General features: G+C 68.8%; 20 protein-coding genes and 1 pseudogene. 9 read left to right on the forward strand and 12 right to left on the reverse strand.

The annotated features are described in order from the left end of the window. Window positions 1-194: 194 nt before the first annotated feature. The 4 genes from VGC13_RS10670 (at window position 195) to VGC13_RS10685 (ending at window position 5,470) form a co-directional block, all read left to right on the forward strand. On the forward strand, window positions 195-1,136 hold the full coding sequence (locus VGC13_RS10670) for a DUF4142 domain-containing protein (RefSeq protein ID WP_331125238.1): 942 nt from the start codon (window positions 195-197) through the stop codon (window positions 1,134-1,136). A gap of 222 nt (window positions 1,137-1,358) precedes the next feature. Beyond that, window positions 1,359-1,946, forward strand: coding sequence for a ferritin-like domain-containing protein (locus VGC13_RS10675; protein ID WP_331125239.1), 588 nt, complete (start codon window positions 1,359-1,361; stop codon window positions 1,944-1,946). 802 nt (window positions 1,947-2,748) lie between these two features. Continuing rightward, window positions 2,749-4,833 carry an alpha-1,4-glucan--maltose-1-phosphate maltosyltransferase gene (locus VGC13_RS10680; protein ID WP_331125240.1) on the forward strand — a complete coding sequence of 695 codons (2,085 nt, stop codon included), beginning with the start codon at window positions 2,749-2,751 and terminating at the stop codon, window positions 4,831-4,833. Between the two features lie 385 nt (window positions 4,834-5,218). Next, window positions 5,219-5,470 (forward strand): hypothetical protein, encoded by a 252-nt coding sequence (locus VGC13_RS10685; RefSeq protein ID WP_331125241.1) that lies wholly within the window; start codon window positions 5,219-5,221, stop codon window positions 5,468-5,470. 302 nt (window positions 5,471-5,772) lie between these two features. Here VGC13_RS10685 and VGC13_RS10690 read toward each other — a convergent pair whose 3' ends face one another. The 9 genes and pseudogenes from VGC13_RS10690 to acs all read right to left on the reverse strand — a co-directional run bounded on the left by VGC13_RS10690 (window position 5,773) and on the right by acs (window position 17,166). Continuing rightward, window positions 5,773-7,278 (reverse strand): putative glycoside hydrolase, encoded by a 1,506-nt coding sequence (locus VGC13_RS10690; RefSeq protein ID WP_331125242.1) that lies wholly within the window; start codon window positions 7,276-7,278, stop codon window positions 5,773-5,775. A 491-nt stretch (window positions 7,279-7,769) separates the two neighbouring features. Then, window positions 7,770-8,963: a CapA family protein gene (locus VGC13_RS10695; RefSeq protein WP_331125243.1), complete on the reverse strand. Its 1,194-nt coding sequence runs from the start codon at window positions 8,961-8,963 to the stop codon at window positions 7,770-7,772. A gap of 109 nt (window positions 8,964-9,072) precedes the next feature. Next, the gene (locus tag VGC13_RS10700; protein ID WP_331125244.1) at window positions 9,073-9,690 is read right to left on the reverse strand and encodes a hypothetical protein; all 618 of its coding nucleotides are present in this window, start codon (window positions 9,688-9,690) and stop codon (window positions 9,073-9,075) included. Between the two features lie 123 nt (window positions 9,691-9,813). Next, complete coding sequence (locus tag VGC13_RS10705; RefSeq protein WP_331125245.1) at window positions 9,814-10,683, reverse strand: menaquinone biosynthesis protein; 870 nt, start codon at window positions 10,681-10,683, stop codon at window positions 9,814-9,816. Window positions 10,684-10,820: 137 nt separating this feature from the next. After that, entirely contained in the window at window positions 10,821-12,080 is a 1,260-nt protein-coding gene (locus tag VGC13_RS10710) for a hypothetical protein (RefSeq protein ID WP_331125246.1), read from the reverse strand. 419 nt (window positions 12,081-12,499) lie between these two features. Further along, window positions 12,500-13,201 carry a peptidoglycan-binding domain-containing protein gene (locus VGC13_RS10715; protein ID WP_331125247.1) on the reverse strand — a complete coding sequence of 234 codons (702 nt, stop codon included), beginning with the start codon at window positions 13,199-13,201 and terminating at the stop codon, window positions 12,500-12,502. 222 nt (window positions 13,202-13,423) lie between these two features. After that, window positions 13,424-14,088 (reverse strand): annotated as a pseudogene (locus VGC13_RS10720) (AMP-binding enzyme); the annotation flags it as partial. A 21-nt stretch (window positions 14,089-14,109) separates the two neighbouring features. Beyond that, a complete protein-coding gene (locus VGC13_RS10725) occupies window positions 14,110-15,024 on the reverse strand; it encodes a CVNH domain-containing protein (RefSeq protein ID WP_331125249.1) in 915 nt (304 codons plus the stop codon). 129 nt (window positions 15,025-15,153) lie between these two features. Next, window positions 15,154-17,166 (reverse strand): acetate--CoA ligase, encoded by a 2,013-nt coding sequence (gene acs, locus VGC13_RS10730; RefSeq protein WP_331125250.1) that lies wholly within the window; start codon window positions 17,164-17,166, stop codon window positions 15,154-15,156. 296 nt (window positions 17,167-17,462) lie between these two features. Between acs and VGC13_RS10735 the strand changes: the two genes are divergently transcribed. The 4 genes from VGC13_RS10735 to VGC13_RS10750 all read left to right on the forward strand — a co-directional run bounded on the left by VGC13_RS10735 (window position 17,463) and on the right by VGC13_RS10750 (window position 22,187). Continuing rightward, window positions 17,463-19,073: an MFS transporter gene (locus VGC13_RS10735; protein ID WP_331125251.1), complete on the forward strand. Its 1,611-nt coding sequence runs from the start codon at window positions 17,463-17,465 to the stop codon at window positions 19,071-19,073. Between the two features lie 176 nt (window positions 19,074-19,249). Continuing rightward, window positions 19,250-19,570: a hypothetical protein gene (locus tag VGC13_RS10740; RefSeq protein ID WP_331125252.1), complete on the forward strand. Its 321-nt coding sequence runs from the start codon at window positions 19,250-19,252 to the stop codon at window positions 19,568-19,570. Window positions 19,571-19,997: 427 nt separating this feature from the next. Beyond that, window positions 19,998-21,305 (forward strand): tetratricopeptide repeat protein, encoded by a 1,308-nt coding sequence (locus VGC13_RS10745; protein ID WP_331125253.1) that lies wholly within the window; start codon window positions 19,998-20,000, stop codon window positions 21,303-21,305. 66 nt (window positions 21,306-21,371) lie between these two features. After that, entirely contained in the window at window positions 21,372-22,187 is an 816-nt protein-coding gene (locus VGC13_RS10750; protein ID WP_331125254.1) for a helix-turn-helix domain-containing protein, read from the forward strand. A gap of 211 nt (window positions 22,188-22,398) precedes the next feature. On the opposite strand, the gene VGC13_RS10755 is transcribed toward VGC13_RS10750, so the two are convergent. Beyond that, a complete protein-coding gene (locus VGC13_RS10755) occupies window positions 22,399-22,782 on the reverse strand; it encodes a response regulator (protein ID WP_331125255.1) in 384 nt (127 codons plus the stop codon). Between the two features lie 524 nt (window positions 22,783-23,306). Here VGC13_RS10755 and VGC13_RS10760 point away from each other — a divergent pair. Continuing rightward, window positions 23,307-24,149 (forward strand): hypothetical protein, encoded by an 843-nt coding sequence (locus tag VGC13_RS10760; RefSeq protein ID WP_331125256.1) that lies wholly within the window; start codon window positions 23,307-23,309, stop codon window positions 24,147-24,149. Between the two features lie 176 nt (window positions 24,150-24,325). Here VGC13_RS10760 and VGC13_RS10765 read toward each other — a convergent pair whose 3' ends face one another. Both VGC13_RS10765 and VGC13_RS10770 read right to left on the reverse strand, forming a co-directional pair. Next, window positions 24,326-24,778: a hypothetical protein gene (locus tag VGC13_RS10765; RefSeq protein WP_331125257.1), complete on the reverse strand. Its 453-nt coding sequence runs from the start codon at window positions 24,776-24,778 to the stop codon at window positions 24,326-24,328. A gap of 709 nt (window positions 24,779-25,487) precedes the next feature. Next, window positions 25,488-26,378 carry a DUF72 domain-containing protein gene (locus tag VGC13_RS10770; RefSeq protein ID WP_331125258.1) on the reverse strand — a complete coding sequence of 297 codons (891 nt, stop codon included), beginning with the start codon at window positions 26,376-26,378 and terminating at the stop codon, window positions 25,488-25,490. Between the last annotated feature and the right edge of the window lie 431 nt (window positions 26,379-26,809).

Here is a 26,809-nt window from a genome sequence, read left to right on the forward strand (position 1 = left end):
TCCGCCGCCTGGCTGCATGACGATCCTGGGCCGCGCCGGGTCACCGGAATGCGGTCCGGCCGTGGTGCGCGACGCGCGCGCCCAATGTTTGCAACAGTCCCCCGCCCCCGAACCTGGTTCGGAGGAGGAGAGGCCGGTCCGGCGCGGCTGCCGGGCGGCCGGAAGCGAGAAAACACGTGCAGGAGGATGCAGGGATGAGAAGGTCGATTCACGGGATGGGACGGGTGATGGCGCTGGCCGCGACGGTGGCGGTGGTGCCGATGGGGCTGGCCGCGCAGGAAGCGGAGGCGACCGACGCGAACGACCGCGCCGCGCACGCCTTCATGAGCGCGGTGGACCTGGGCGAGGTGCAGCAGTCCATGCTGGCGACCCAGCGCGCCGCCAACGCCGAAGTACGCGCCTATGCGCAGCAGATGATCGGTGACCACACCAACGCGCTGCACACGCGCGAGATGCTGATGCAGACGGAGCGCAGCGGCCTGCTGCCCCGCATGGGCAACATGGGCGGCAACGGCAGCGCCCGCGCGAGCACCGCGCAGGCCATCGGCGGCCCCGACGTGCAGGGCGCGGGCGTGTCGGCGCCCGACATCCAGGGCCGCGGCGGCGCCGCGCAGGGCAGCGGGCAGGGCAACAACCACGCGCAGGGCACCGGCAGCACGCAGGGCACCGGCGGGCCGGTTTCCGCGGCCACCGGCGGCCCGGGCATCGCCGGCCAGGGCGTGGCCACGCAGGACATCGAGGCCCGCGGCACCGCCCAGGGCAACCACGGCCACCAGGACGGCGGCGCCGCGGCGCACGCCGGCCACGGCGACATGGCAATGGGCGGCATGGTGACGCCCGAGATGGTGCAGGCGCTGGACTCGGTGCTGCGGGCGCACCCCATGAGCCGGCCGGTGATGACCTCCAACCAGCAGAACATGCAGGTGCTGATGGGCATCGCAGCCGGACCGCAGTTCGACCGCTCGTACATGGACGCGCAGATCGGCGCGCACCAGTACGCGCTCAACAACCTCGATCGCATGCTGCAGCAGGGCGGCCTGGGCAGCGACATCACCAGCACGATGCGGATGATGCGCACCGCCGTTGCGTCGCACCTGCAGACCGCGCAGCAGATCCGCGCGCGTCTGGGCTCCTGAGTGAAAAAAGTGCGGGAGTGCGGAAGTGCGTTAGTGCGTTAGTGTGTAAGGCTAGCACTCCCGCACTCCCGCACTCCCGCACTCCCGCACTCCCGCACTCCCGCACTCCCGCACTCCCGCACTCCCGCACTGACGCACTTTTCACGTTGTCCTGGGGGAGGCACTCAACCTGCGGTTTTCGCGGGCCGGGTGACCTCCCCCTGACCTCATGGAGACGAGACCATGGCCGATTCGAGCGTACCGACGGGCGCGGAGCTGGTGGCCGAGCTCAACGACCTGCTGGCGCTGGACCATGACGCCGTGCAGGCGTACTCGCTGGCCATCGGCGCCATCAGCACCGCCGAGTACCGCGATACGCTGGCCGGCTTTCGCGGCGACCACCAGCGGCACATCGACCAGCTTACGCAGCTCATCCAGACGGCGGGCGGCGTGCCGGTGCAGCTGCCGCACCTGCCCACCGGCGCCTTCAAGCTGGCGGTGCAGGCGCTGGGCACGCTGGGCGACGACCGGGCGGTGCTGCTCACCTTCAAGGCCAACGAGGCGCAGGTGCGTGACAAGTACCGCCGCCACGCCGCGCGCCCGCACGGCACCGCCGTGTCCACCATCCTGCGCGCCGCCGCCGCGGACGAAGAGCGGCACTACGAGTGGGTGCAGGGCGCGCTGGAGCGCATGGGCGTGGAGCGCGGCGGCCTGATCGACACCGTGCAGGACGCCGTGGAGAACATCCACGCCCGCGCCGCCGACGCCCTTGAGTCCGCCGGCCGCCGCGTGGCCGAGGCCGCGGAGCGGATGCGGCCGGGGGGTGGGTGAACGGGTGAACGGGTGAACGGGGCCGGTGCGTCGCCGGCCGGGATCAACGCGTGGCCCCACCACGGGTTGGAAACCCGCGGCTGGAACGGCCAGAAGCCCCGCCCAAGGCTCGCAAAGCTCGCCAGGCGGGGCTTCACCCGCTCGCGGAGGCTGGGCCCGGCGCCGGTGGACGGCGGGGGGTGCATTCGACGTGTTGCCGCGCCCCCATCCCGCTCGGGCGCGACGGCCTTCGAGGACCCGGGCAGGTGAAGCCCCGTCTGGTGAGGAACGAACCAGGACGGGGCTTATGGCATTTCCAGCCGCGGGCTTTAGCCCGTGGCGGTCTCGCAAAGCTCGCCAGGCGGGGCTTCACCCGCTCGCGGAGGCTGGGCCCGGCGCCGGTGGACGGCGGGGGATGCATTCGACGCGTTGCCGCGCCCGATCCCGCTCGGGCGCGCCGGCCTTCGATGACCCGAGCAGGTGAAGCCCCGTCTGGTGAGGAACGAACCAGGACGGGGCTTATGGCATTTCCAGCCGCGGGCTTTAGCCCGTGGCGGTCTTGCCCGTGCGCCCATGGCCCGTTCCCGGGCACGCACCGTCACCCGTTCACCCGTTCACCCGTTCACCCGTTCACCCGTTCACCCGTTCACCCGTTCACCCGTTCACCCGTTCACCCGTTCACCCGTTCACCCGTTCACCCCTTCACCCCTTCACCCCTTCACCCCTTCACCCTCCCCTTGGCCCACCCCTTGCGGCCCGCCGCGCGAACCGCCGGCCGGACCCATCGCCGGAACCATCCAGAATTCCACTGAACGAAGCCACGATGCCGGACAGGATCGACGCCAGCCGCAGGGTCGTCATCGAATACGTCGAGCCCGAGCTGGACGGCGGGCGCTACCCCGTAAAGCGCGAGGTGGGGGACACCGTGCAGGTGTTCGCCGACATCTTCAAGGAAGGCCACGACGCCCTTTCGGCCGCCGTGTGGTACCGCGCCGAGGACGACGAGACCTGGTCCGAGACGCCGCTGCGCTTTCACGACAACGACCGCTGGACGGGCTCGTTCACCGTGGACCGCAACTGCCGCTGGTACTTTACCGTGGTGGCCTGGACCGACGTGTTCGGCACCTGGCAGAGCGACCTGCGCAAGAAGTACAACGCCCAGCAGGAGGTGCTGCTGGAGCTGTTCGAGGGCGCGCAGCTGATCGCCCTGGCCGCCGCGCCGCTGGCGCCGGGCCAGGACCGCGACCGCATGCTGCACTTTCTGCGGGAGATCGTGGGCGACCCCGTGCTGGCCGGCGGCGAGCCCATCCCCCGCAGCGCGTGGGAAACCTTTCGCGACGACGTGGAGGGCGGCACGCACCTCACCATGTCCGAGCGGGTGGCGGCGGCGCTGGACCCCACGCTGCTGGAGCTGATGGAGCGGTACCCGTTGCGCGAGGACCTGACCCGTTACGACCGCGACGTGCCCATCCAGGTGGACCGCGTGGCCGCCCGCTTCGCCGCGTGGTACGAGCTGTTTCCGCGCTCCATGAGCGACGACGAGTCGCGCCACGGCACCTTCGACGACGTGATCGCCAAGCTGCCGTACGTGCGCGACATGGGCTTCGACGTGCTGTACTTTCCGCCCATCCACCCCATCGGCTTCACGTTCCGCAAGGGAAAGAACAACACGCTCAACCCGGGGCCGGACGAGCCCGGCGTGCCGTACGCGGTGGGCAGCGACGCGGGCGGGCACAAGGCCGTGCACCCCGAGCTGGGCACGCTCGAGGACTTTCGACGGCTGGTGGCCGCCGCGCGCGAGCACGGGCTGGAGATCGCGCTGGACTTCGCCATCCAGGTGTCGCCGGACCATCCATACGCAAAGGAGCATCCGGGGTGGTTCTACATCCGCCCGGACGGCACCATCATGTACGCCGAGAACCCGCCCAAGAAGTACCAGGACATCTATCCCCTGAACTTTTACGGGGACGACTGGGAGGCGCAGTGGGCGGAGTGGCGCGACGTGATCCTGCACTGGGTGGAGCAGGGGGTAAAGACCTTCCGCGTCGACAACCCGCACACCAAGCCGGTGCAGTTCTGGGAGTGGATGATCCGCGAGGTGCAGCGCCGGCACCCCGACGTCATCTTTTTGTCCGAGGCGTTTACGCGTCCCAAGATGATGCGCGCGCTGGCCAAGGCGGGGTTCACGCAGGGGTACACGTACTTCACCTGGCGCAACTTCAAGGGCGAGCTCACGGAGTACTTCACCGAGCTCACGCAGGGCCCCATGAAGGAGTACTTCCGGGGCAACCTGTTCCCCAACACGCCCGACATCAACCCCGAGTTCCTGCAGCGGGGCGGCCGTCCGGCGCACATGATCCGCGCGGTGATGGCGGCCACGCTCTCGTCCGTCTACGGCATCTACAGCGGCTTCGAGCTGTGCGAGGCCACGCCGCTGGCGCCGGGGAAGGAAGAGTACCTGGACAGCGAAAAGTACCAGATCAAGGCGTGGGACTGGGACCGCCCCGGCAACATCCGCCCGCTGATCACCCGGCTCAACCAGGTGCGCCGGCAGAACCCGGCGCTGCACGAGTACGACAACCTGCGCTTCTACCCGGCGGACAACGACAACATCCTGTTCTACGGCAAGATGACCGAGGACCAGACGTCGATGGTCTTCGTGGCCGTGAACCTGGACCCGTTCGAGGCGCACGAGAGCGCGCTGCACTTTCCGCTGCCGGACATGGGCATTGGCTGGCACGACCCGTGGGAGGTGGAGGAGCTGCTCACCGACCAGCGCTTCTTCTGGCACGGCGGAACGCAGCGCATTCGCCTGGAGCCCGGCGCCCCCGCGCGCATCTTCCGCGTCCGCGCCTGGCGGAGCAACGAGCACGGCTTTGATTACTTCATGGAGCCGACGCTGATCTGAGGTGAACGGGTGAAGGGGTGAAGGGGTGAAGGGGGTGATCGGCGCGTCTGCGGCGGGCGCCGGTCCCGGGAGCGAGTGAACTCGCCGCAACGACAGCGGAAAGCCTCGCAAACTGCGCGAGGCTTCAACGGCGTGCTGCAGTATGCGTGCGGTACAAACCCGTCGGCGAAGGCCGACATCGCGTTGTCCCAGCCGCGAATTTATTCGCCTGGGCAGCCGCAACGACAGCGTAAAGCCTCGCAAACTGCGCGAGGCTTCGTGACCGGTTCACCGGAGTGTCATTCCGAAGGATGGGCCGGTGGCGAGGTGTCCGCGGGCGGGCGCGCGGCGTGCATAGCCGCTCGGGCAATCGTTTTGAACCACACTGAAGCCAGGACGAAATCGAATGCGAACGCATCGCGTGATCCCGACGCTGGCCCTTGTTGCCGCGCTGGCGCTGGGCGCCTGCAGCCGCGGCCCCGACTCTACCGAGGGCGGCGGCACGCAGGGCGTGGTGCAGGGCCAGGGTGGCGCGGACATGAGCGAGGGCAGCGCCCGCGAGGGACGCTCCGTCAGCGGCTCCGAGTCTGCCCAGGAGCAGACCACCGCTGTCAACGACACCGCCCCCCACCGCCCCGGCGCACCCAGCACGCCCTGACGCGTAGAGGGCGCAGCACGACGGCAGCCGTAGCGCGATCGAATTCTCCCCTCTCCGTGAGGAACGAACGGGGAGGGGCCGGGGGAGGGGCCCCTGACGGACGCGCCCGATGCTTGCCGCCGAGCCGCCAAGCCCTCGGCATCCCAACCTCCCCCAGCAGTTTTGGGGGAGGTGGGCGAGTAATGCGAGCCCGGAGGGGGCGCCCCCGCAGAAGCCAGTCGAACCCGACAAAAAGCCCCCGCGACGCATCCGTCGCGGGGGCTTTCCCCTTCACCCCTTCACCCCTTCACCCCTTCACCCCTTCACGGGCTCCGGTTCTGCGCCGGATTGCTGGGATTCCTCTGCCCTCCCGCCGCCGGCGTCCCCGACGCGCTGGGCGCGGCTTCCGCGGGGGCGTTCTGCCCCGGCTGCACGTCGGACTTGGGCGCGCCGGGCTCTGGCGGCTCCGGGCGTCCCACCTTGGCGGCCTGCGCCGCGGCCGGGTCCGTCACGTCGCCGCGGGCCTGCTGCGCCGCCTTGTCGCGCGCCGCGCGCACGCCCTCGCGCTCAAAGCGCTGCAGCCAGCTCATCACGTCCGCCGGCGGCGTGTAGTTGGGCTTGCCGCGCGGCTGCGCCTCGCCCCGCTCCAGCCCCTCCACGATGTGCTCGTAGTTGCTTCCCGGGTGCCACAGAACCCAGTCCTCCAGCCCCACGTCGTACACGCCGCGCTTTTGCTGGCGCACCTGCTCGGGCCCGTACTTCTGGTGGTTGCGCCCCAGCCACGGCGCGCTGAACGCCTGCAGCCAGGGAATGATGCGCGCCGGCTGCACCCCCGCGTCGCGCAGCTGGTCCGTGCGCCAGCGCGCCATCCCCGCGCTCTTGAACAGCACCTCGTACGGCATCAGGTCCGGCCGCGAGACGCCCGGCAGGTGCGTGGGAAAGTAGTGCGACGGGTACATCATGGGCAGCACGTGGTCGGCGATGGCGCTGATGGTTTCCCACTGCTGCCCGATGTTCACGTCGCCGCCCTCGTTGGGCGACAGGCCGAACACGTCCGCCGTCACCGTAACGCCCAGCGGGTGCAGGCGGCGGCGCGCCTCCAGCAGGAACGCCGCGATGGCGTCGGTGCGGTCGCCCTTGGCCCGCGGGTGCACCTGGTTAGGGAGCGAACGGTACGGCTCGGCGAAGCGCACGTAGTCGAACTGGATCTCGTCGAACCCCAGCCGGGCCACCTCCTCGGCGATGTCGAGGTTGTAGTCCCACACCCGCTCGTCCCACGGGCTCACCCAGGTGTTCCCCGCCTTGTCCACCCACAGCCCGCCGGACGGGTTCTTGACCGACCAGTCAGGCTGCGCCTTGGAGAGAATGGGATCCTTGAAGACGACGATGCGGGCGATGGCCCAGATGCCGTGCGCGTGCAGCGTGTCGGTGAACGCCTTGGGGTTGCGGATGGTGATCTCGCTGTCCTCCGTCATCTCGTTCTGCAGCGTGAGCGTGCTCACGTAGTGCAGCCCGCGCTCGTCCTTTACGTCGACGACGAAGGCGTTGATCTCCGTCTGGTCGGCGATCTCGATCAGGCGCTTGCGGTGCGTGCCCGATCCCGCCTTGTACGCGTTCACGTACAGCCCGCGGATGATGCGCGGCGCCTCGCCGCGCGGCGACGGGACGGCCGCCTGCTTGGGCGCGCCGGCCGCGCTGTCGCCCGTGGCCGCGGCGCTGTCGCCCCCCTTGGCCGCCGCTCCCTTTTCACCGCCCGCGTCGCCGCCGCACGCGGCCAGCAGCACGGCGAGCGAAGCGGCCGCCAGACGGCGGATTGATACGATGGGCATGCGAGCTCTGTCTGTGGATTTGGATGGGTCCTGCCCGGCTGCGCGCCCGGATTGCGCGTCGCACCTGCGGGGCGGCAAGGATCGCGCCGGGCGGGGTCGAAAGATCAGGTCATACTGAATCGAAGAAACACCTGTCATTCTGAGGAAGCGCCTGCCCCGAGGTTGCGGGAAAACCACGGAGCCCGTTGGCGCGACCGAAGAATCTCCCTCCCCTCGCGCGGAACCCTCTCCCGGGCATAGCCCGGAAGCCCCGCGTCACAACGAATCCGGAAAAGCACCTGTCATTCTAAGAAAGCGCCCGCCCCTGGCTTGCGGGAAAGCCACGGAGCCGTTGGCGCGACCGAAGAATCTCCCTCCCCTCGCGCGGAGCCCTCTCCCGGGCATAGCCCGGAAACCCGGCGTGACCGCCAGATCCTGCCGCTTGGTGTGCACAGTCCGGGCGTAAGGAAAGCACTGCGCAGTGCCTCCCTTCCGGATCTTGTATGATCCTTTTACCTGCGCCGGCGGGACGCAGGCATCGCGTCGATGACGGCGCCGGGCAAGCGGGAGCCGTCCGGGCGCAGCACCTCGCCCGAGGCGGGATCCAGCCGCGCCGCCGTCCCCGGAAAGTCGATGCGGCCCAGCGAGTCCGCCAGCACCGCCGCGCGATGCGTGGCATCCGCCGAAACCAGCCCCGGCACCCGCTGCACCGTGGAGCGCAGCTGGGCGCGGAGGATGCCGCCGTCCTCGTCCAGCACCGCGCACGCCAGCCCGCCCCGGTTCAGCGGCTCGCTCATGGTGAACGGGCCATAGGTGACCAGGTTGCCCAGCGAGTAAAAGACCAGCGCACTGTCGCGCCACTCCGCCGCGCGCATCACGTGCGGTCCGTGTCCGATCACCAGGTCCGCGCCCGACTCCACCGCCGCGCGCGCAAACGCCACCACGTTGCCGCGGTCCTCGCCCACGAACGTCTCGCGCGCGTCGGGCGTGTTCTGCCGCCCGCGCCCCTCCGCGCCCATGTGCATGGTCACCACCACGCGCCGGTACTCGTCCGCCGCGCGGCGCACGTGGCGGCGCACGGCGGCGGTGTTGCGCGGGTCCGGCCCCGTCCACTGCGCAAATCCCAGGAACGCCACCGTGTCGCCGCGCGCCGTGACGACCGGCGTGGCGATGGTGTCCAGCCCCGTCACCTGCACGCCCGCCGCTTCCAGGTGGCGCACCGTGTTCCGCCACCCGATGTCGCCGTCGTCGCGCGCGTGGTTGTTGGCCACGTTGCCGATGACCTGCGCCCGCCCGGGCGCCACGTTGCGCATGGCCTGCGCGGCCGCCACGGGCGAGCGAAAGGCGAAGCACGCGGTGGATCCCGGCGCGCACTTCCGCCGGTTGATGCGCCCCTCGCCGATGGCCGCCTCCACGTTCAGCAGCACCACGTCCGCGTCCGCCAGCAGCGGCCGCAGCGGCGCCAGCAGCGAGTCCGGCGAAGGCAGCGCGGGAACGCGGCGGCCCAGGCGGGCGCGGGCCGTGTGCACCCAGGTGGTGTCCAGGTTGGTGCCCAGCGTTACGTCGCCGCCCGCGCACACGCGCACGCCGGGGACGGTGTCCGCCGCCGCCAACCGGGGACGCGGACGGGCGCTCGACTGCGCGTCCAGCGGGTCCGCCGCGAGCGCCAGGACGGCCAGGACAGCCCAGCGGAGATGTCGGGTCACGGAACGCCAGGGTAGGGGATGCAAGTACGAACGCGCGAGGAAAGGCCGCCGGAGGGACGGTGCCACCGGCGGCCTGCGCATATCAACATCTACGTAGAAGCGCGAACGTTCAAGTCCCGCGTCGAAGCGCCTGGTGCGCGAGGTTCAACAGCTGCGGTCCAAGCTGGGCGAGATAAGCGGAGTTCTCGGCAAAGCCGGCCGAACCCTCCGCGATGACGGCGTTGCCCGGTCCCAGCCACCGGAACAGGCGGTTGCGGTCGAAATAGAAGCGTTGCTCGTACCGCTTATCCGGCGAGGGCTTGCTCACCTGGTGCACGAAGTCCAGCCGGCTGCCCGTGTAGTAGAACAGCAGCGAATTGCGCTCGGCGCCCGTGTACACGCGCACCCGGATCTTGGGGATCTCGCCGCCGTTTACGTATACGGTGGCTATCGCGCTGTCCGCGTCCGCCCAGGTGAGCGGCACTTCCTGGAACAGGAACCCCGGCTGGTTTGCCTCGATCCATTTGAACCGGGTGCTGATGCTCGTTACCCGGGGATCCTGGACGCGGGCGAGAGGGCTGGGCGGCGCACCATTCAGCGTGGGGAAAAGGGGCGTAGCGCCTAGCCCTTCCGTGCACTCTAGGGGAGAATCCAGGCCGGTCGCGCAGCGCACTTCGGGGATGACGACGACCCCGGCGGCGCAACCGATTACGGCGAGCACCAGGGAGATTCTTTCAACCTGCGTCATGGAGGTACCACAAAACGATGGGAGATGAACGTGCGGGCTACGACAATAAACACTTGACGTGCGCGCCACAAGAGTCTTGTGGAGCGCGCGGCACACTTCCGGAGGACGCCTCGGCGGCCCCGCTCACCCGTTCCTTGGCTCCGCGACCCCCGTCTCCACGAACCGGATGCGCGGCGCCTGGGGAATCTCGTCGATCTCCGCCGCCATCTGGTAAAAGGTGTTGAGCCCCTTCAGCATCGGCGCGTCCAGCTCGTACGAGAGGTCTGCCCAGTAGCCGTCCAGGAACGCGGGCGAAAACCCGAACCGCTCCGCCCAGCGCGCCGCAAGCTCCGTGCGGTTCGCCAGCCCGTACGCGCGCGACTCCAGCAGCGTGGCATGCAGCCGCCGCAGCGCCTCGTCCCCGCCGCCGCCCGCCTGCCACACCGCGAAGGCGAACGGAAGCCCCGTGTGGTCCCACCACTCTGCGCCCAGGTCGAAGCGGTGCGGCACGTGGGGATACAGGTCTGCCCGCAGCGCCACGTCGCCGATGAACAGCGCCGCGTCCGCGCCGGCCGCGAATGGGTCCTCCGCGGCCTGGTCGAACCAGCGAAAGCGCGGCTGCACGCCCCAGCGCAGCCGCAGCAGCACCTTCAGCAGCACCACCGAGGTGGCGGACGCCGTGGGCATGGCCACCAGCGCGCCGTCCAGCTCCCGCGGCGGGCGCGTGCTCGCGAACACGATGCTGCGCACCGGCCCCCGCGCGCCGATGACCAGGTCCGGCAGCACGCGGTAGCGGTCCGCGTTGCGCGCGAACTCGATGCTGGAGCACGGTGCCACGTCGATCTCGCCGCGCTCCAGCAGCCCGTTGAGGTGCGACGGCACCCCCTGCACGATGTCGATCCACTCCGGAGCGCCCACGTCCAGCAGCCGCGCGTGCACCGGAAAGCAGTTGCTGTACACGATGTGCCCCAGCCGCAGCCGCCCGCTCCCGCCATCCGCCACTATGCTGCCCATCCGCCCACATCCGTGCTGATCCTGAAAACGCTGCCGGGGCGCCCCTCGCGGACGCCCCGGCCCTGGTCCACCGCCGTCAAATGACGCGCGAGTGGGCACCTTGTCAACCAACCGGCGGCATGGTCTCAATTCTGCCGTCAGTGATCGATTGGATCCTTCTTGCCTACTAGGCTCTGAATGAGTCGCTGCACATCGAGCCGAGTTACGACGGCGAGGCGCGCAACGTCCGGAACGCCGTGCCCGAACTCAGCGGAGCCTCTCAGGTAGTATCCCTGGATCGGTTGGAACGCGGCGCTGATCTGCCACCTTTCGGTAGAAGATGACTGCAGGTTCCGCAGGTCACTCGTGCCGTCCGCGAACGTAACCCGCTCGTCCGAGTAGTTCGGCGAGCGGCCCCAAAGAACCTGCATTTGGAATCTCTCGGTGTAGTAGTCAGGTGTGATCTCCACCTGTGTAAGACTCACGCCGCCGAGCAGGATGGAGAAGAAATCCGGAGAACCCAATCCGGGATCGGTCTGAAAACCCACTTTGAATGCAGGGCCGAAGAAAACATCTCGATCCGCAAAACCCAGGTTCATTTCCCAGCGACCATTCGTGGTAATCCGCCACGCCCCTGCGGCGTGATAGCCGAACGAATTCTCCCTCTCCCGAAACACCGTGGTTGAGTCCGCGGTCACTTGGTTGGGGGCGCACTGATCACCGGCAATGGTGTCCGGCTTCTGAGCGCTCGGAACCGTTTGGCCAACACAGCTGAACTCGGTGCGTGCGCCCAGTATGCGGGTGTACTCTGCCTGAGTCGTCAGCAGCGAATATACATCTTCTAGGTACCAGGGGCGGGACGTCTTGGGATTTGTCGTTACACGCACAGGTATTTCCCACCGAGCTGCGGCGGGTACGTGCGCATTCTGCTCCCGGAAACCGTCCGCGCTTATGAACTCCACCCCGGCAAGCAGCTGAAAGGCATCGTCGACCTCCAGTTGCTCAACCTCCTCGTCCTCCACACTGACGGCGCAGATCGCTACGTCCTGGCCCCTTGGACGAATGGTGATCTCGCTCCCGGCCAGAGCAGCGCGCGTAAGGTACATCGTCTCCTGGGCGTCGTTCTTGTCGATGTCAAGAGACTGCGCACTTCCGACCCACACCGTGAGGTCCTGCGGTGCCGCAGACGCCCCATTGCTCTCGTTTTCGAACTGAACGTCCACGATGTTGGTATGAACTCCCGATGGTACCTCCCCCTCCACCTCGACCGTACACGAGCCGTAGGGGATCGTTATCACCCCACCTACGGTTTTCGTTTTGACGGTCAGCTTCGCGGTGCTCTGGGCTTCGAGCCCTGAGGGAATGAGGACCACTGCAGAGCTGAGCAGGATTGCAGCTAGAACACGAATGTCGGGCATGAGGCCTCCTTCGAAGGGCTGAATGGTGAGCCGGCGGAGTCGTACAGATGACTCTTGTTATCTGGCGTTATATGCCCTTGGATGGACAACCTTGAGCTGTTTCTCTGCTGAGGGGAGGAGGAGCGTATCCGAGCTGGGATGAGCACTACGTTCTGGTGAGAGAGGTTTGGTGATCATCGGAAAGACGAACGGGCGCTCCCCACATCGAGGAGCGCCCGTTCTTTATCGTCCAGCAGCAGCCTGACAGTCAGCCTTCCTTCGCCTCGTAGTCGACCTTGGGGGTGGGTCCGCCAGCGTTGTGGTGTCGCCGAGAGCGCGGCCTTCTGCGATGTCTTTGCGCAGGCGGCGCATGATCTTGCCGGAGCGCGTCTTGGGGCTGGCGCGAACCGGCAGCTGCAGGGCTGACGTGTATCTGAACTTCAGGGGAACGGGATGCCGAGCGCCCTTGCCGTCTCCGGCCCCACCTCCCCGTCCTGCACCAGGCCGGCGGCGGCCTGGAACGAGCTCACGGCGGCGGCGGTGAGCACACCGAACAGTCCGTCAGTGTCTCCGGGGTTGATCCCCCGCCGCAGCAGCGCCATCTGAATGGCGCGGACCGTGGGGCCGCGCATCAGCGGCGTGGTGAGGCGGTAGATAGGTCCCCCGCGCCGCACAGGCACCGGCGGTCCGGCGGCGTAGTCGATCCAGGGCACCAGGATCCCCATGTCCCATCGGCGGCCGTCCAGGGTGCTGCGGACCACGCCCGTGCTCCGCGACTTTGCCTCGAACGTGCCGCCGCGTCCGTCGGAGAACACCACGTGGCCAATGGCGCCGGTGCGTGGCGCCCGGTACACCACCGCGCCCGGAATGCGCGCTGCCTCCGCAACGGAGATCTCGCGGCCGATTCCCCGTGCGTCGCGGCCCCACCAGCCGGAGAACGACTCCACGCGCGCGGGGTTTCCCTGGTTGTTGGAGCACCCGTAAAGCCGCCCGCCAGCCTGGAACACGCACCACGCGGTGAACTCGGCGCAGTCCCACGGACCGTCCCAGTTCGGGTTGTTCTTGGGGACCTGCGCCCCCAGCACGTACGGCTCGCCCAGGTGGGCGGCCGCGAGGTGAAGAAGATCCGCTCCCGTTGCCATGGATCCCTCCCGTGAAGCCGTGATGACGAGCAGTGGGCGCTGCTCCGCGGACCGGAGCGCCGTTCTGCACATCCGGGGACCGCGCGGAGCGGGAGATTAGAAGGGCGGGATCGGGAGCTTTCCCATATTCCGGGCAAGCGAGCCGAACACACTCCCAAACGAGAGGGGCGCCCCGCTGGAGCGCCCCCTTCTTCTGCTTGAACAGTGCACGATTGCCGCGCGTCAGCCTTCCTTCGCCTCGTAGTCGTCCTTGAGGCGCGCGACGACCGATGGATCCGCCAGCGTCGTGGTGTCGCCGAGGGCGCGGCCTTCGGCGATGTCTTTCAGGAGGCGGCGCATGATTTTGCCGCTGCGCGTCTTGGGGAGGTCGCCGGCGAAGAGGATGGCGTCGGGGCGGGCGATGGCGCCGATCTTCTTTACCACGTGCTCCGAAAGCTCCTTCAGCAGGGCGTCGCTGGGCTGCACGCCGTCCTTGAGGGTGACGAAGGCGGCGACGGCCTGGCCCTTGAGCTCGTGCGCCTTGCCCACGACGGCGGCTTCGGCCACGGAGGGGTGGTCCACCAGCGCGCTCTCCACCTCCATGGTGCCGATGCGGTGGCCGGCCACGTTCAGCACATCGTCGATGCGGCCGATGACCCAGTAGAAGCCGCGCTGGTCGCGCTTGGCGCCGTCGCCGGGAAAGTACACGCTCTCGCCCGGCTGCTGGTCATCCCCCGAACCGACGGTCTCGCCGGACCACTTGGTCCAGTAGGTGTCCACGAAGCGCTCCGGATCGCCCAGATGCCGCGCAGCATGCTGGGCCACGGACGCCGGATGGACAGAAACGACGAGTCCACGGCCGCGTCTTCCATCGCTACGGAATTGATCGTCTCAGCAGCACTCGCCGGGCGACGTCCCCGCGGCCCGGACTAGGACTCGTTCACCAGCACGCCGTTGTTGTTGCTCACGTCCGCGGATTCGAAGTTGGTCAGGTCCAGGGAAGCGGCCTGGTACGTCATATCGCCTTTCTGTGCCTGGCACGTGAGCTCCACCTTGATTTCGCTGCACGTCTGTGTGTAGCTGCCGCCCGGCACGAACCCGTTTGCGCTTGCGGTGTCGTTGTCCACCACCAAGCTGCCATCGACGTTGCTGAGCGAGACATCGCTGCTGTGCGCTGTGAGGTCGAAGCTGGCCCGGTGAGCCGATCCGTTCCGGGCCTTGGCACTGCAGGTCAACGTGACATGGATGTCCTTGCAGGTTTGCTGATAGCTGCCAGGGGGCACGAAGTCCCCTGCGTTGAACAGGTACACGCCCGCACCGGGGTCCGCTTGCCACGGGGAGGCGCCGTACGCGGAACGGACCCGGCGATCGCCCTGGACAATCCAGGAGTAGTCCGGGTTGGTAGAGGCCAGCGCGACCTGCTTTCCGTCATCGGTCATCACGAGCAGGTTGAACGTGTCTGCGCTGAAGATTTGCCCGATCACACCGCTCAGTGACGTGTACGTGGAGAGGAAGCCTTGATCCAGAACGTCGACTACCTGGCCCGCGGGGATCTTTATCGCATTGTTCTTGACCTGGTCGACCACCTGCTGGGAAAACTTGCTGATGTTCTGCGCGCTGCCGTACGTGCCGGACATGATTCTCAGGAAGATGAACAGGTCTCTCACGGTCCTCAACGCCGTCGGCAGCTCACTGGCCATGCCCAGGAGGCGGATCTCAGTCGCCCCCGTGGCCAGCAGTGCCACGCTGAAGCCGACGTCTCCCAGCAGCCATCCCGTCTTCTCCGCCGGTAGTACGTAGACGTCCTGATTGAGCGAGTTCGCGATGTAAACGTGCGTCGACATAGTTTTTTCTCCTCATGAAAGGTGATGGGCGCCGGGCATTTTCCTGACGCCTGCACTGCGGACATGTCTGTCCGACGGCCATGAATCCACGATCAGCCGACTTCCGTCGTCGGAAAATCGGTCGCCTGCTCAGCTTTCCTTGGCCTCGTAGTCGTCCTTGAGGCGCGCGACGACGGACGGGTCGGCGAGGGTGGTGGTGTCGCCGAGGGCGCGGCCTTCGGCGATGTCCTTGAGCAGGCGGCGCATGATCTTGCCGCTGCGCGTCTTGGGCAGGTCGCCGGCGAAAAGGATGGCGTCGGGGCGGGCGATGGCGCCGATCTTCTTGACCACGTGCTCCGACAGCTCCTTCAGCAGCGCGTCGCTGGGCTGCACGCCGTCCTTCAGGGTGACGAAGGCGGCGACGGCCTGGCCCTTGAGCTCGTGCGCCTTGCCCACGACGGCGGCCTCGGCCACGGAGGGGTGGTCCACCAGCGCGCTCTCCACCTCCATGGTGCCAATGCGGTGGCCGGCTACGTTCAGCACGTCGTCTATGCGGCCGATGACCCAGTAGTTGCCGCGCGCGTCGCGCTTGGCGCCGTCGCCGGGAAAGTACACGCTCTCGCCCGGCTGCTGGTCATCCCCCGAACCGACCGTCTCGCCGGACCACTTGGTCCAGTAGGTGTCCACGAACCGCTCCGGATCGCCCCAGATGCCGCGCAGCATGCTGGGCCAGGGGCGCCGGATGGACAGGAACCCGCCGCCCGTGGGGATGTGCTCGCCCTTGAGCGACAGGATGTCGGCGCGGATGCCGGGAAAGGGCGTGGTCGCGGACCCCGGCACCGTCTCGGTGATGCCGGGGAGCGGGGTGATCATGATGGCCCCGGTCTCCGTCTGCCACCACGTGTCCACGATGGGGCAGCGCCCGCCGCCGATGTGCTGGTGGTACCACATCCATGCCTCGGGGTTGATGGGCTCGCCCACCGTCCCCAGCAGCCGCAGCGTGGAAAGGTCGTGCTTCCGCGGCCACTCGGGGCCCCACTTCATGAACGCGCGGATGGCCGTGGGCGCGGTGTAGAAGATGGTGACGCCGTACTCCTGGATGATCTTCCACATCCGCCCGCGGTCCGGCGCGTCGGGCGCGCCCTCGTACATCAGCACCGTGGCGCCGTTGGCCAGCGGGCCGTAGACGATGTACGAGTGCCCCGTCACCCATCCCACGTCCGCCGTGCACCAGTAGACGTCGTCGTCCTTGAGGTCGAAGACCAGGTTGGTGGTCGCCAGGCACTGGGTGAGGTATCCACCCGTGCTGTGCATGATCCCCTTGGGCTTCCCCGTCGTCCCCGATGTGTAGAGGATGAACAGCAGGTCCTCGGCGTCCATGGGCTCGGCGGGGCAGTCGGGGCTGGCGGCGTCCACCACGTCGTGCCACCACGCGTCGCGCCCCTCCTTCATCACCGCGCCGCCCAGCGCGTCGCCGTCCCCGCCATGGCGGCGGACCACCAGGACGTGCTGGATGGAGGGGCACCCGCCCTGCTCGTCCAGCGCCTCGTCCGCGGCGCGCTTGAGGGCCACCACGCCGCCGCGCCGGTAGCCGCCGTCGGCGGTGATGAGCACCTTGCACTCGGCGTCGCGAATGCGGTCGCGCAGGCTCTCGGCGCTGAATCCCCCGAACACCACCGAGTGCGCCGCGCCGATCCGCGCGCAGGCCAGCATGGCGATGGCGGCCTCGGGGATCATGGGCAGGTAGATGGCGACGCGGTCGCCCTTCCGCACGCCCATCGTCCGCAGCGCGCTGGCGGCGCGGGAGACCTCGCGGTGCAGCTCCTCGTAGGTGTAGGCGCGGCGGTCGCCGGGCTCGCCCTCCCACAGCATGGCCGTCTTGCTGCCGCGCCCGGCGGCCACGTGCCGGTCAAGGCAGTTGTGCGAGGCGTTCAGCGTGCCGCCCACGAACCACTTTGCGTACGGCGGCTGCCAATCGAGCACGCGCTCCCAGGGCTGGAACCAGTCCAGCTTCCGCGCCCACTCCGCCCAGTACGCCTCGGGGTCCGCGTCCGCCCGGGCGTAGATCCCCGGGTCGCCCGCGTTGGCCTGGGCGGTGAACTCCGGCGGCGGGGGAAAGGTGCGGTCTTCGGTAAGAAGCGAGTCGAGGGTCTGCTCGGCCATCCGGATCTCCTGTGGGAGAGCTGGCGTGTACGCACGCGGGCGGCGCGGGGGCCGCCGGATCGGGATTTCGATGTCGGTCCGCCCCGCGCTGCAAGACTCGCACGCGGCGGCGGCGCAGGGACGGCGTGTGACTTGCCGGGAGCGCACGCGCCGCGCATCGTACCGCGGCAGGCAGGGGGAACGGACGTTCGCTCGCCAAGCTACGCGGGCCCGCGAACGCACGCAAACCATCCCTCCGCCGTCTTCCGGGCCCGCCCCGCACGGCCCGCCGACCCACGCCGCCGGAGACGCACCGCATGGCAGAAGCCCCGCTTCCCGCCCACCCCGACGCCGCGCCGCACGTGCACCAGGCGTCGGACACGCGCACGATCTGGAAGGTGATCGCCGCGTCGTCGGTGGGAACGATGATCGAGTGGTACGACTTCTACATCTTCGGCTCGCTGGCGACGATCCTCGCCGGGCACTTCTTTCCGCAGGGCAACACCACGCTGGCGCTGCTGCAGACGCTGGCGACCTTTGCGGCCGGGTTCGCGGCGCGGCCGTTCGGCGCGCTGTTCTTCGGGCGCATCGGCGACCTGGTGGGGCGCAAGTACGCGTTCCTGGTCACGCTGCTCATCATGGGCGGCGCCACCTTCGTCATCGGCCTGCTTCCCGGCTACGCGACGATCGGCGTGGCGGCGCCCCTCATCCTCCTCCTGCTCCGCCTGGTGCAGGGGCTGGCGCTGGGCGGCGAGTACGGCGGCGCGGCGACGTACGTGGCCGAGCACGTGCCCGACCACAAGCGCGGCTTCTACACGGCGTTCATCCAGACCACGGCCACGCTGGGGCTGCTCCTGAGCCTGCTGGTGATTCTGGCCGTGCGGTCGATGATGCCCACGGAAGACTGGGAGCGCTGGGGGTGGCGCGTGCCCTTCCTGCTGAGCTCCGTGCTGGTGCTGGTGTCGCTGTTCATTCGCCTGCGCCTGCGCGAAAGCCCGCTGTTCACGCAGATGAAGGCGGCGGGGAAGACGAGCACGCGGCCCATCGCCGAGAGCTTTGGCAGCGCGGGGCGGTGGCAGACCATGCTGATCGTGCTGTGGGGCGCGGCGGCGGGGCAGGCGGTGGTGTGGTACACGGGGCAGTTCTACGCGCTCACCTGGCTGGAGAACGTGGGCAAGGTGAACTTCGTCGACACGCGCACCATCATCGCGGTGGCGCTGGTGCTGGCCACGCCGTTCTTCATCTTCTTCGGCGCGCTGTCGGACCGCATCGGCCGCAAGAAGGTGATGATGGCGGGCAACCTGCTGGCCGCCATCTTCATCATCCCCATCTTCCAATTGATGTGGCGCTTTACGCCGGCGGGGGGCACCTACAACCCGGTGGCGCTCACGGCGTGCGTGTTCGTCCTGGTCCTTTTCGTCACCATCGTCTATGGGCCCATCGCGGCGTTCCTGGTAGAGAGCTTTCCCGCGCGGGTGCGCTACACCAGCGTGTCGCTGCCCTACCACGTGGGGAACGGCTACTTCGGCGGCTTCCTGCCGGTGATCGCCACGGCCGTCGTCGCGTTCGCCACGGCGAAGCCGGACGGCTTTCCGGTGGACGCGCAGTACGCGGGGCTGCTGTACCCGGTGGCGGTGGCGCTCATCACCTTTGTCCTGGGCAGCCTGCTGCTGCGCGAGACCAAGGACGTGCGGATCGACGACGAGACGCACGCGGGGGTGGACACCCGGGTGCGCCCGGTCGTGCTGGGACTGCTGATCGCGCTGACCGCGGCCGCGCTGCTGCTGGCGGACCTGTACCTGCTCCCCACGTTTACCCCCGAGGGCGAGCCGCCGTACGTGCAGTACGTGTTCCGCGCGCTGCTGGGGATCGTGGCGCTGGCCGTGGTCGTCCCGCGGATGATGCGGCGGGGGGGGAAGAGTGCCTAGTGCCTAGTGCCCAGTGCCCAGTGGGATCCGGTACTCGGTACTAGGTACTAGGTACTAGGTACTAGGTACTAGGTACTAGGTACTAGGTACTAGGTACTTGATCCTGGGCACTCGATCCTGGGCACTATCTTCCCATGCCCCCGTCCCCTTTTGATCGCCCTCGCTCCGGACGCGCCATGACTGATCCCGCCCCGTCCCCCCATCCCCCGGAATTCGTCCGCCTGTGCGAGCAGGCGGTCGCGGAGCTGGAGGCGCTCAAGGCCGCGTCGCCCATGGACCGCGGCCCGCGGCTGATGATGATCCGCGCGCTGCTGGCGGACATCGGCCTGCAGATGGCGGAACTGGACCTGCGCGCCCCGGGGTTCGCGGACGAGCAGGGAACGCTGGTGGACGCGGCGTCGGCGCTGCAGGCCATCGACCTGGACCGGGGCGGGCCCAACGTGCCTCGCTTCGTGGACCGCATCGTCGCCGACCTCCGCCGCATCGCCGCAAGTTGACGCGCGATGACGCACGGCGCCCGCTCCGGCGGGCGCCGTGCGTTCTTGCACGCTCAAACGTCAACTCTGCTACTGTCCCAAAACTCACGTTATAGGACTATATACGTCAAAATAACGGCCAGAGAGCCGAGGCGGCCATCCCGCCGCGAAGGGACGGAGAAGTCGGCGTAAGTCGAGCCGATCCGACACGGCCGGTCAAACGCTCGATCGGCGATCGGTGTGGCCGTTCGGGTGCGCTACCGAAAGTACTACGGCACGGGCGCGTAATTCGAGACCAAACGACAGTCCGCCAAACCCTCTCCCGCCAGCACCGGCCGTGCCGGGGGGGAGGCAAGACTATGGCGTGGAAAGGAGATACGCGTTAAGATGCCGTCGTCCCCCGGCCGCTCCCGTGGGGACAGGTCGCCTCCCACCGTTCTGTTCACTGATGCGATCCAGGCGTCTGACCCCGCCCGTCCGGCGAACCGCCCGGCGCTGGCGCACGCCCCCGGCCATCCTGCACGGCGGCGAGCCCTTCGAGGGCGCGGCCGTGCTGGGTGAGATGCAGGGTCCGCTGGGGGTTCTGCTCTTTCACGTGGCCCGCGACGTATACCTGTGGGCCTCTACCGCGCCGGAGCAGCGCGAGGGGCTGTTCGCGCCCCGCGCCGACGAGACGCTGGCCGCGCTGCTGCGCGCCGCCGAGGCCGACGTGCAGCTGGAGCTGGCGCTGCTCCCCCTGGTGCGCATGGCGGGCGCGCCGGAAAGCGCCCGCGACGACCAGGTGGCCGTGGCGTGCCAGCACGTGGCGCACTGGGCAGACTTGCACGGGCACCTGGAGACGGCCATCGCCTACGCCCAGGGCGCCGCGGTGGTGCTGCCGGCCGACGCCGCCGCCAGCTACGCCGTGGGCCGCCTGGCCCGCCGCCGCGCCGAGTACGCGCGGGCCGAGACCTGGTACCGGCGGGCGGTGGCGCTGGGGCGGCAGAGCGGCGACTGGGCCAGCTACAGCATGGCGTTCGGCGGGCTGGGCAACCTGTACTCGCAGCGGGGCAACCTGCCCCTGGCGCGCCGCTTTCACCTGCGCGCCCTGCGCTCCGCCCGCCGCCACTCGCTGCGGCAGCTGCACGGCTCGGCGCTGCACGACCTGTTCGTGCTGGCCGCGCAGATGGGCGACCCCGAGCAGGCCGAGCGGCTGGCGCGGCTGGCGTACGACACCTACGGGCCCGAGAGCCAGAGCCTGAGCTTCCTGGCGTCGGACGTGGCGTACTTCTGGATGGAGCGCGGCCGCTTTGCCCCCGCGCTCACGGTGTTCCACGCCCTCGTGCACCACCTGCACCGCCACGAGGACCGGGTGTTCGCGCAGGCCAACATGGTGCGCGCGGCGGCCGGCGCGGGCGAGCGGCGCCTGTTCGAGCAGACGTGGGACGAGGTGTGGGACCGCATGTCGCGCGCGCAAAGCCTGGAGAACGCCGCCACGGTCATGCTTGAGCTGGCCCACGGCGCGGCCATGCTGGGCGAGTGGGAGCGCGCCGAGCGGGCCGCCGAGCGGGCGGCGCAGGTGGCCCGCGAGCGCGGCGAGGGCAAGGTGCTGCTGAGCGCCGAGTCGGTGCTGGACCAGGTGCGCCGCACCCGCGGCGTGCCGGCCCGGGCCCGCGCCGCCGCCGCGCCCCCGCCCGAGCCCGAGACGGCCGCGCGCGCCGAGAGCTTTGCGCTGGACCTGGTGCGCACGCTGAACGCGTCGCTGGTGGCCCGGTAGACGGTCCGCAGTCGCGGGGCCCCGGGCCCCGCCCCCGTACCAACCCTTTCACACTGACAGGCACTGATGAAGATCGGCGCACGTCCTCTGCTGGTGCTGCACAGCAACGAGGCATTCCGCGAGCGGGTACGCAAGGTGGCCGGCAAGGAGTACACGTTCCAGGCGGTGCCCGACTGGCCGTCGCTGGAAGAGGCGGTGCGCGACAGCCCGCCCTCGGCGCTGGTGGTGGTGAACCCGTACGAGGACGTGACCGGCGCGGGCGGCCCCTCGCCCAGCCTGAAGTCGCTGCTGGTGGAGTTTCCCTCCACGGCGGTGTTCGCGGCCATGGAGATCAAGCCCAACCGGCTGGACGACCTGCGCACGCTGGGCAAGTGGGGCGTGGTGCAGGTGATCTCCATTGCCCACGACGACACGCCGCAGGCCATGGTGCAGCGCTTTCGCGCCGCGCAGGGCCGGCCGCTGAAGGCGCTGCTGGAGCAGGTGCTGCCGGCCGACACCCCGGGGCGCGCCCGCGCCATCGTGGACGCGGCGGCCGAGGTGGTGGCGGTGGGCGGCCACGGGCGCGACCTGGCCCGCCAGCTGCGCCTCTCCCGCCGCACGCTGCTGCGCTGGTGCGAGCGCGCCGAGCTGCCGCCGCCGCGCAAGCTGCTGGCGTGGATGCGCATTCTTCTGGCCGCCGAGCTGCTGGACGACCCGGGGCGCACGGTGCTCTCGGTGGCGCACGCCTGCGGCTACTCGTCCGACAGCGGGCTGCGGCGCGTGACGCAGAAGTTCGTGGGCAGCAGCCCCACCGAGCTGCGCCGCCGCGGCGCGTTCGCCCGGTCGTCCAAGGTGTTCCTGGAGGTGCTGGCCCGGTACCGCGAGCCCGCCAACGCCACCTGAGCGGCTGATCCGGATCCAGAAAGACGGGTATCACTCAGAGACGCGGCGGACGCGGAGAGAAGCTCCTCTCCGCGTCCGCCGCGTCTCTGCATGGTACCAGATCCTGAAAAAGAGTAATCGTACAGAGGAACAGAGTCAGACAGAGGTCGCTTTCTCTGTCTGACTCTGTTCCTCTGTACCCATGAAGGTGTTTTTCTCTCGGAGAACGGGATCAGGCCACCGCGGCGCCGCTCAGCAGGCCCAGCGCGGCGTTCAGCAGGTCAAGCGGGGGAAGCGGCTTTACGAAGAAGGCGGCGCACCCCATGGCAAAGGCGCGCTCGCGGTGCTCGGCCAGGCCGGTGGTGCTCACGGCCAGGATGGGGATGCCGGCGGTGGCGGGGTCTTCCTTCAGCGTGCGCAGCGCCGTCCACCCCGGCCCGGACGCGTACGAGAGCGCCAGCACGATCACCCGCGGCTTCACCGTCCGCGCCGTCTCCACCGCCGCCACGAAGCACTCGTTCGCCACCACGGCGACTCCGTGATGGCGCAGGCAGGCGGCGTAGATGAGTCGGCTGTCCTCGTGGGCATCCACGAGCAGCACGGCGGGGGCGGCCACGTCGGTCGGGAACGGAGGATGGCGAAGGACCCGTCTGAGGCAGACGAAGGATACACCCTCGCGCGCCGGGAAACAAGAGTTCTGATTTCCCGGCGCAACGTGATGCAGGCAAAGGCGTTATGCGGAACTGGCCGGCGTTCGGGATGGAACGCGGGGCTCCGGATGCGCGACGCCGCCCCGGAGCGGGTCCGGGGCGGCGTCGTGCGTGCGGCGGCGGGCCCGGCCGGCGTCAGCCGGTGGCGGGCTCCACCACGATCAACTGCACGTCGTCGCGGCTCATGTCCTCGAGGAACGCCAGCGGCTCCGGCAGGCGCTCGCAGTTCCGTGATGAGAGCGATGCGACAGGCATTCGGTGCATCCGCCCGCGGGGAGGCGCGGCCGGGGAACATCCGCGAACCCCAGGGCGGCGGCCCTTGGTGCACCGCGCGGTTCATGCTAGATTGCGGGCCGCGCCTCCCGGCGCGGCGGCGGTCGCATCCCCACCAGCGGTTCCCCTTCCATTCTCTCCCCCAGGAGCGGTTCCCATGAAGATCGACAGGCAGAAGTTCTTTGCGGCCTACGAGGCGGCGTTCGGCGCCATCAGCAAGCCGGAGCGCAGGGCAGGGCTCGACGCGCTGCTGGGCGCGGCCGAGGGCGATCCGCAGATCACCGACCTGCGCTGGCTGGCCTACATGCTGGCGACGGTAAAGCACGAGTGCGCGGACCGCTGGCTCCCCATCGAGGAGTTCGGCAAGGGACAGGGGCGGCCGTACGGCAAGCCGGTCACGGTGACGGATCCCGCCACGGGCAAGCAGTTCACCAACGCCTACTACGGCCGCGGCTACGTGCAGCTTACCTGGGTGGACAACTACCGCACCTTTGGCGGCAAGCTGAACAACCGGCTGCTGTACGAGCCGCAGCTGGCCCTGGACGACGTGGTGGCGTACAAGATCATGTCGCTGGGCATGCGCCAGGGCTCGTTCACCGGGGTGGGCCTGTCGAAGTACATCAACGCCGGCAAGTGCGACTACGTGAACGCGCGCCGCATCATCAACGGCACCGACCAGGCGCAGACCATCGCGGGGTACGCGACGAAGCTCGAGGCCATCCTGCGCGCCAGCGTGGTGGCGTCCACGGACGGCGTGCCCAACCTCCCGCAGCCGCAGCCGTCCACGGGCGGCGCCCGGTTCACCGTCACCGCCGGTTCGCTGAACGTGCGCAGCGGCCCCGGCGGGTCCAACCCCACCGTCGCCGGCAGTCCGCTGGCGAAGGGCGTGGTGGTGACGGGGGTGGCGGACCAGGACGGATGGAAGCAGATCAGCGCGCCGGTCAGCGGCTGGGTGAGCGCCCAGTTTCTGCAGCCCGCGGACGCCCTGGTGCCCGCCTGATCGCGGACCGGACGGATCTCGCCGTCCGTAAGAGAAGGGTTGCGCGGAGGACGCGGAGCTGAAAAAGAGAGAGGACGCGGATGAAGCTTTCATCCGCGTCCTCTCTCTTGTTCCGCGACCTTGTTCCGCGACTTCCGCGTGAACCCTTCAGTTCCCGCGCCTGGGCCGCTGGCGGATTACGGCGCCGTCTTGGTGACCACGAAGGTGGCGCGGTACTGCGACTGCGAGATGCCGCCGCCGTTGGCGGTGGGGTACGGGGTCAGCGACACCAGCGCCACGTTGTAGTTCAGGTAGTCGACCGAAGTGGGCTCCAGGTTGGTGTTCAGCTCGGCGCCAAAGGCCTTGCCATCCTTGGAGAGCACCACCTGCACCACGGCGTTGCCGGCCCACACGCACTGCACGCCGGTGGGGCAGCGCGAATCGCTGGGCACCGCCTGGAAGCTCACCGTCAGTCCCTCGCCGGCCACCGTGGCGCTGCGGCCCACGCGAAGCTCGAACGGCTGGTCAAGGCTTACGCTGGCGCTGGCGGAGGCGCTGGGCACCTGGGGCGCCTGCACCGGGGCGGTGGCGTCCTGGCTGCACGCGCCAAGGCTGGCGGCGCAAAGAACGGCAAGAACAGCTCTCATCATGGTTGTGTCTCTCGGTGTGTTCGTGGGCCCGCCTCGGCGGCGGGCTGGTGATCGTCGGTCACCGGGCGCCGCTTCTTCCGCGCCACCCAGCCGACATGCATGATGTTATACCAAATGCAATGTGCGGTCAATGGAGGCCGCAAAAACGTTGTTGTATATGGTGTTGTGATGCATGCAAGTTCCCGGACGTTCGTTCGTACGACCACTGTTGAGACATCCTTGTCGCACGTTTTGCGGACACTTTCCCCAAACAAAATGTCACTACTACACCTGTGTGAAAGCCGCAATAGGAAATTTTGTAAATTTCGCTAGACCACTTTGCTACGACATCTATACCATGCCCTGAAATGAGCGTTTCGCTCACATTGACTGTCAGGACGTGGCGGATGGTTTTCAAGATCGCGCATCAGGTGGTGCGATTGGCTTGCTCCCGTGCGCTGCGTAGCTCATCGGGCGATCCGCATCCTCCTCAAAAAAACCGCGGATGGCTCCCTGCCGCATCCCACCTGTTTCGCGTTTCCGACACACCACGCCGGCTCGTGCCTCGTCGACGTGAGCGCCATGCCTCCGCTCACACCCACCGGACTGCCGCACCGCGAGTGCAGGGGAAACGGCATGGGGGAATTCCCGCCGTTGCCGGCTATTCCCTATTCCCTATTCCCTATTCCCTATTCCCTATCAGGCCCATTCTTTTGCGTATCCGGCCGACTCAGCTTTCCGGCTCCGCGGGCGCCTGGGGCCGTGCGTAGTCCGCCAGCACCTCGCCGTACTCGTCGAAGAGCGGCGGCGGGCCGGGAACCTTGCTGCCGCCTTCCACCATCGACTGCAGCATCAGCGCGTTGGCGACCGCCTTGCCGCGAAAGTGGTTGTTGGTCACCACGAACACGTCCTCCGTGGGCGGCTCCGCGGCGATCTCCTTCGTCCGCTCCGCCCACGGCTGCAGCTCCGCCGGGGAATACAGGTAGTCGTACCGCTCGTCGCGCCCCGCCTTTTCGCGGAACCAGTCCTGGTAGTTGCGGCCGTGCACCCGCACGTATCCCACGGGCGAGGTGACGTGCGCGCTGGGCTTGATGGAGTTCTTGAACAGCGGCTGGTCGATGTTCACGAAGCCGATCCCCCGCTCCACCAGCGCGTCGAAGAAGCCCGGCTCGTTCCACGTCGAATGGCGCACCTCCAGCACCAGCGGGTAGTGGCCAAAGGTCTTCGTCACGTCGGCCAGCCACTCGCGGTTCTCGTCCGTGCGGCGAAAGCTCCAGGGAAACTGCAGCAGCACCGCGCCCAGCCGCCCGCTTTCCAGCATGGGGTCGAACCCCGCCCGCACCTCGTCCACCTCCGCCGGGCTCCACGCCGTCTTGCGCTGGTGGGTGAAGCGCTGGTGCAGCTTCATCGCGAAGCGGAAGTCGGGGTTGTGCTCCGTCCGCCGCAGCCAGCTCTGCACCGTCCTGGGCGCCGCCGGGCCGTAGAAGGTGGAGTTGATCTCGATGGTGTCGAAGTACTCCGCCAGGTATGCCAGCGGATCGAACTTCTTGGGCTTGGGAGCGGGATAAACCACGCCCTCCCAGTCCTTGTACTGAAACCCCGCCGGTCCGTAGCGGATCATCCCTCTGTCTCCTTTTGCGCGCCTGTGTCCCGTTCGGAACGGAGGCAAGGCGCGGACCGGCGCGTGGGATAAGGTCCAGGTTTGCTCCGCCGGCCCCGGCTGCAAGGGCGAATGAATTCGCTGCAACACCCACACGAAGGCCGCCTTCGCGGACTGGATGCTGTGGAGCAACCGGAGGATGTGGTGCGCGCCCCGGCCTCCCCGCCGGGCCGGCCCTTGCCGTCCCCGAGCAGGTGAAGCCCCGTTCGGCGAGCGCAGCGAGCCGAGACGGGGCTTATGGCATTTCCAGCCCCGGGTTTCAACCCGGGGGACCTTCGGCGGGAACCCGGGGGACCTTCGGCGGGAACCCGGGGGACCTTCGGCGGGAACCCGGGGGACCTTCGGCGGGAACCCGGGGGACCTTCGGCGGGAACCCGGGGGACCTTCGGCGG

Source organism: Longimicrobium sp., from assembly GCF_036399255.1.
Lineage (GTDB): Bacteria > Gemmatimonadota > Gemmatimonadetes > Longimicrobiales > Longimicrobiaceae > Longimicrobium.

Bases quoted from the DNA above. Each gene is read 5' to 3' on its own strand.
- VGC13_RS10670 (WP_331125238.1), top strand. From the start codon at position 195: ATGAGAAGGTCGATTCACGGGATGGGACGGGTGATGGCGCTGGCCGCG.
- VGC13_RS10675 (WP_331125239.1), top strand. From the start codon at position 1,359: ATGGCCGATTCGAGCGTACCGACGGGCGCGGAGCTGGTGGCCGAGCTC.
- VGC13_RS10680 (WP_331125240.1), top strand. From the start codon at position 2,749: ATGCCGGACAGGATCGACGCCAGCCGCAGGGTCGTCATCGAATACGTC.
- VGC13_RS10685 (WP_331125241.1), top strand. From the start codon at position 5,219: ATGCGAACGCATCGCGTGATCCCGACGCTGGCCCTTGTTGCCGCGCTG.
- VGC13_RS10690 (WP_331125242.1), bottom strand. From the start codon at position 7,278: ATGCCCATCGTATCAATCCGCCGTCTGGCGGCCGCTTCGCTCGCCGTG.
- VGC13_RS10700 (WP_331125244.1), bottom strand. From the start codon at position 9,690: ATGACGCAGGTTGAAAGAATCTCCCTGGTGCTCGCCGTAATCGGTTGC.
- VGC13_RS10705 (WP_331125245.1), bottom strand. From the start codon at position 10,683: ATGGGCAGCATAGTGGCGGATGGCGGGAGCGGGCGGCTGCGGCTGGGG.
- VGC13_RS10710 (WP_331125246.1), bottom strand. From the start codon at position 12,080: ATGCCCGACATTCGTGTTCTAGCTGCAATCCTGCTCAGCTCTGCAGTG.
- VGC13_RS10715 (WP_331125247.1), bottom strand. From the start codon at position 13,201: ATGGCAACGGGAGCGGATCTTCTTCACCTCGCGGCCGCCCACCTGGGC.
- VGC13_RS10725 (WP_331125249.1), bottom strand. From the start codon at position 15,024: ATGTCGACGCACGTTTACATCGCGAACTCGCTCAATCAGGACGTCTAC.
- acs (WP_331125250.1), bottom strand. From the start codon at position 17,166: ATGGCCGAGCAGACCCTCGACTCGCTTCTTACCGAAGACCGCACCTTT.
- VGC13_RS10735 (WP_331125251.1), top strand. From the start codon at position 17,463: ATGGCAGAAGCCCCGCTTCCCGCCCACCCCGACGCCGCGCCGCACGTG.
- VGC13_RS10740 (WP_331125252.1), top strand. From the start codon at position 19,250: ATGACTGATCCCGCCCCGTCCCCCCATCCCCCGGAATTCGTCCGCCTG.
- VGC13_RS10745 (WP_331125253.1), top strand. From the start codon at position 19,998: ATGCGATCCAGGCGTCTGACCCCGCCCGTCCGGCGAACCGCCCGGCGC.
- VGC13_RS10750 (WP_331125254.1), top strand. From the start codon at position 21,372: ATGAAGATCGGCGCACGTCCTCTGCTGGTGCTGCACAGCAACGAGGCA.
- VGC13_RS10760 (WP_331125256.1), top strand. From the start codon at position 23,307: ATGAAGATCGACAGGCAGAAGTTCTTTGCGGCCTACGAGGCGGCGTTC.
- VGC13_RS10765 (WP_331125257.1), bottom strand. From the start codon at position 24,778: ATGATGAGAGCTGTTCTTGCCGTTCTTTGCGCCGCCAGCCTTGGCGCG.
- VGC13_RS10770 (WP_331125258.1), bottom strand. From the start codon at position 26,378: ATGATCCGCTACGGACCGGCGGGGTTTCAGTACAAGGACTGGGAGGGC.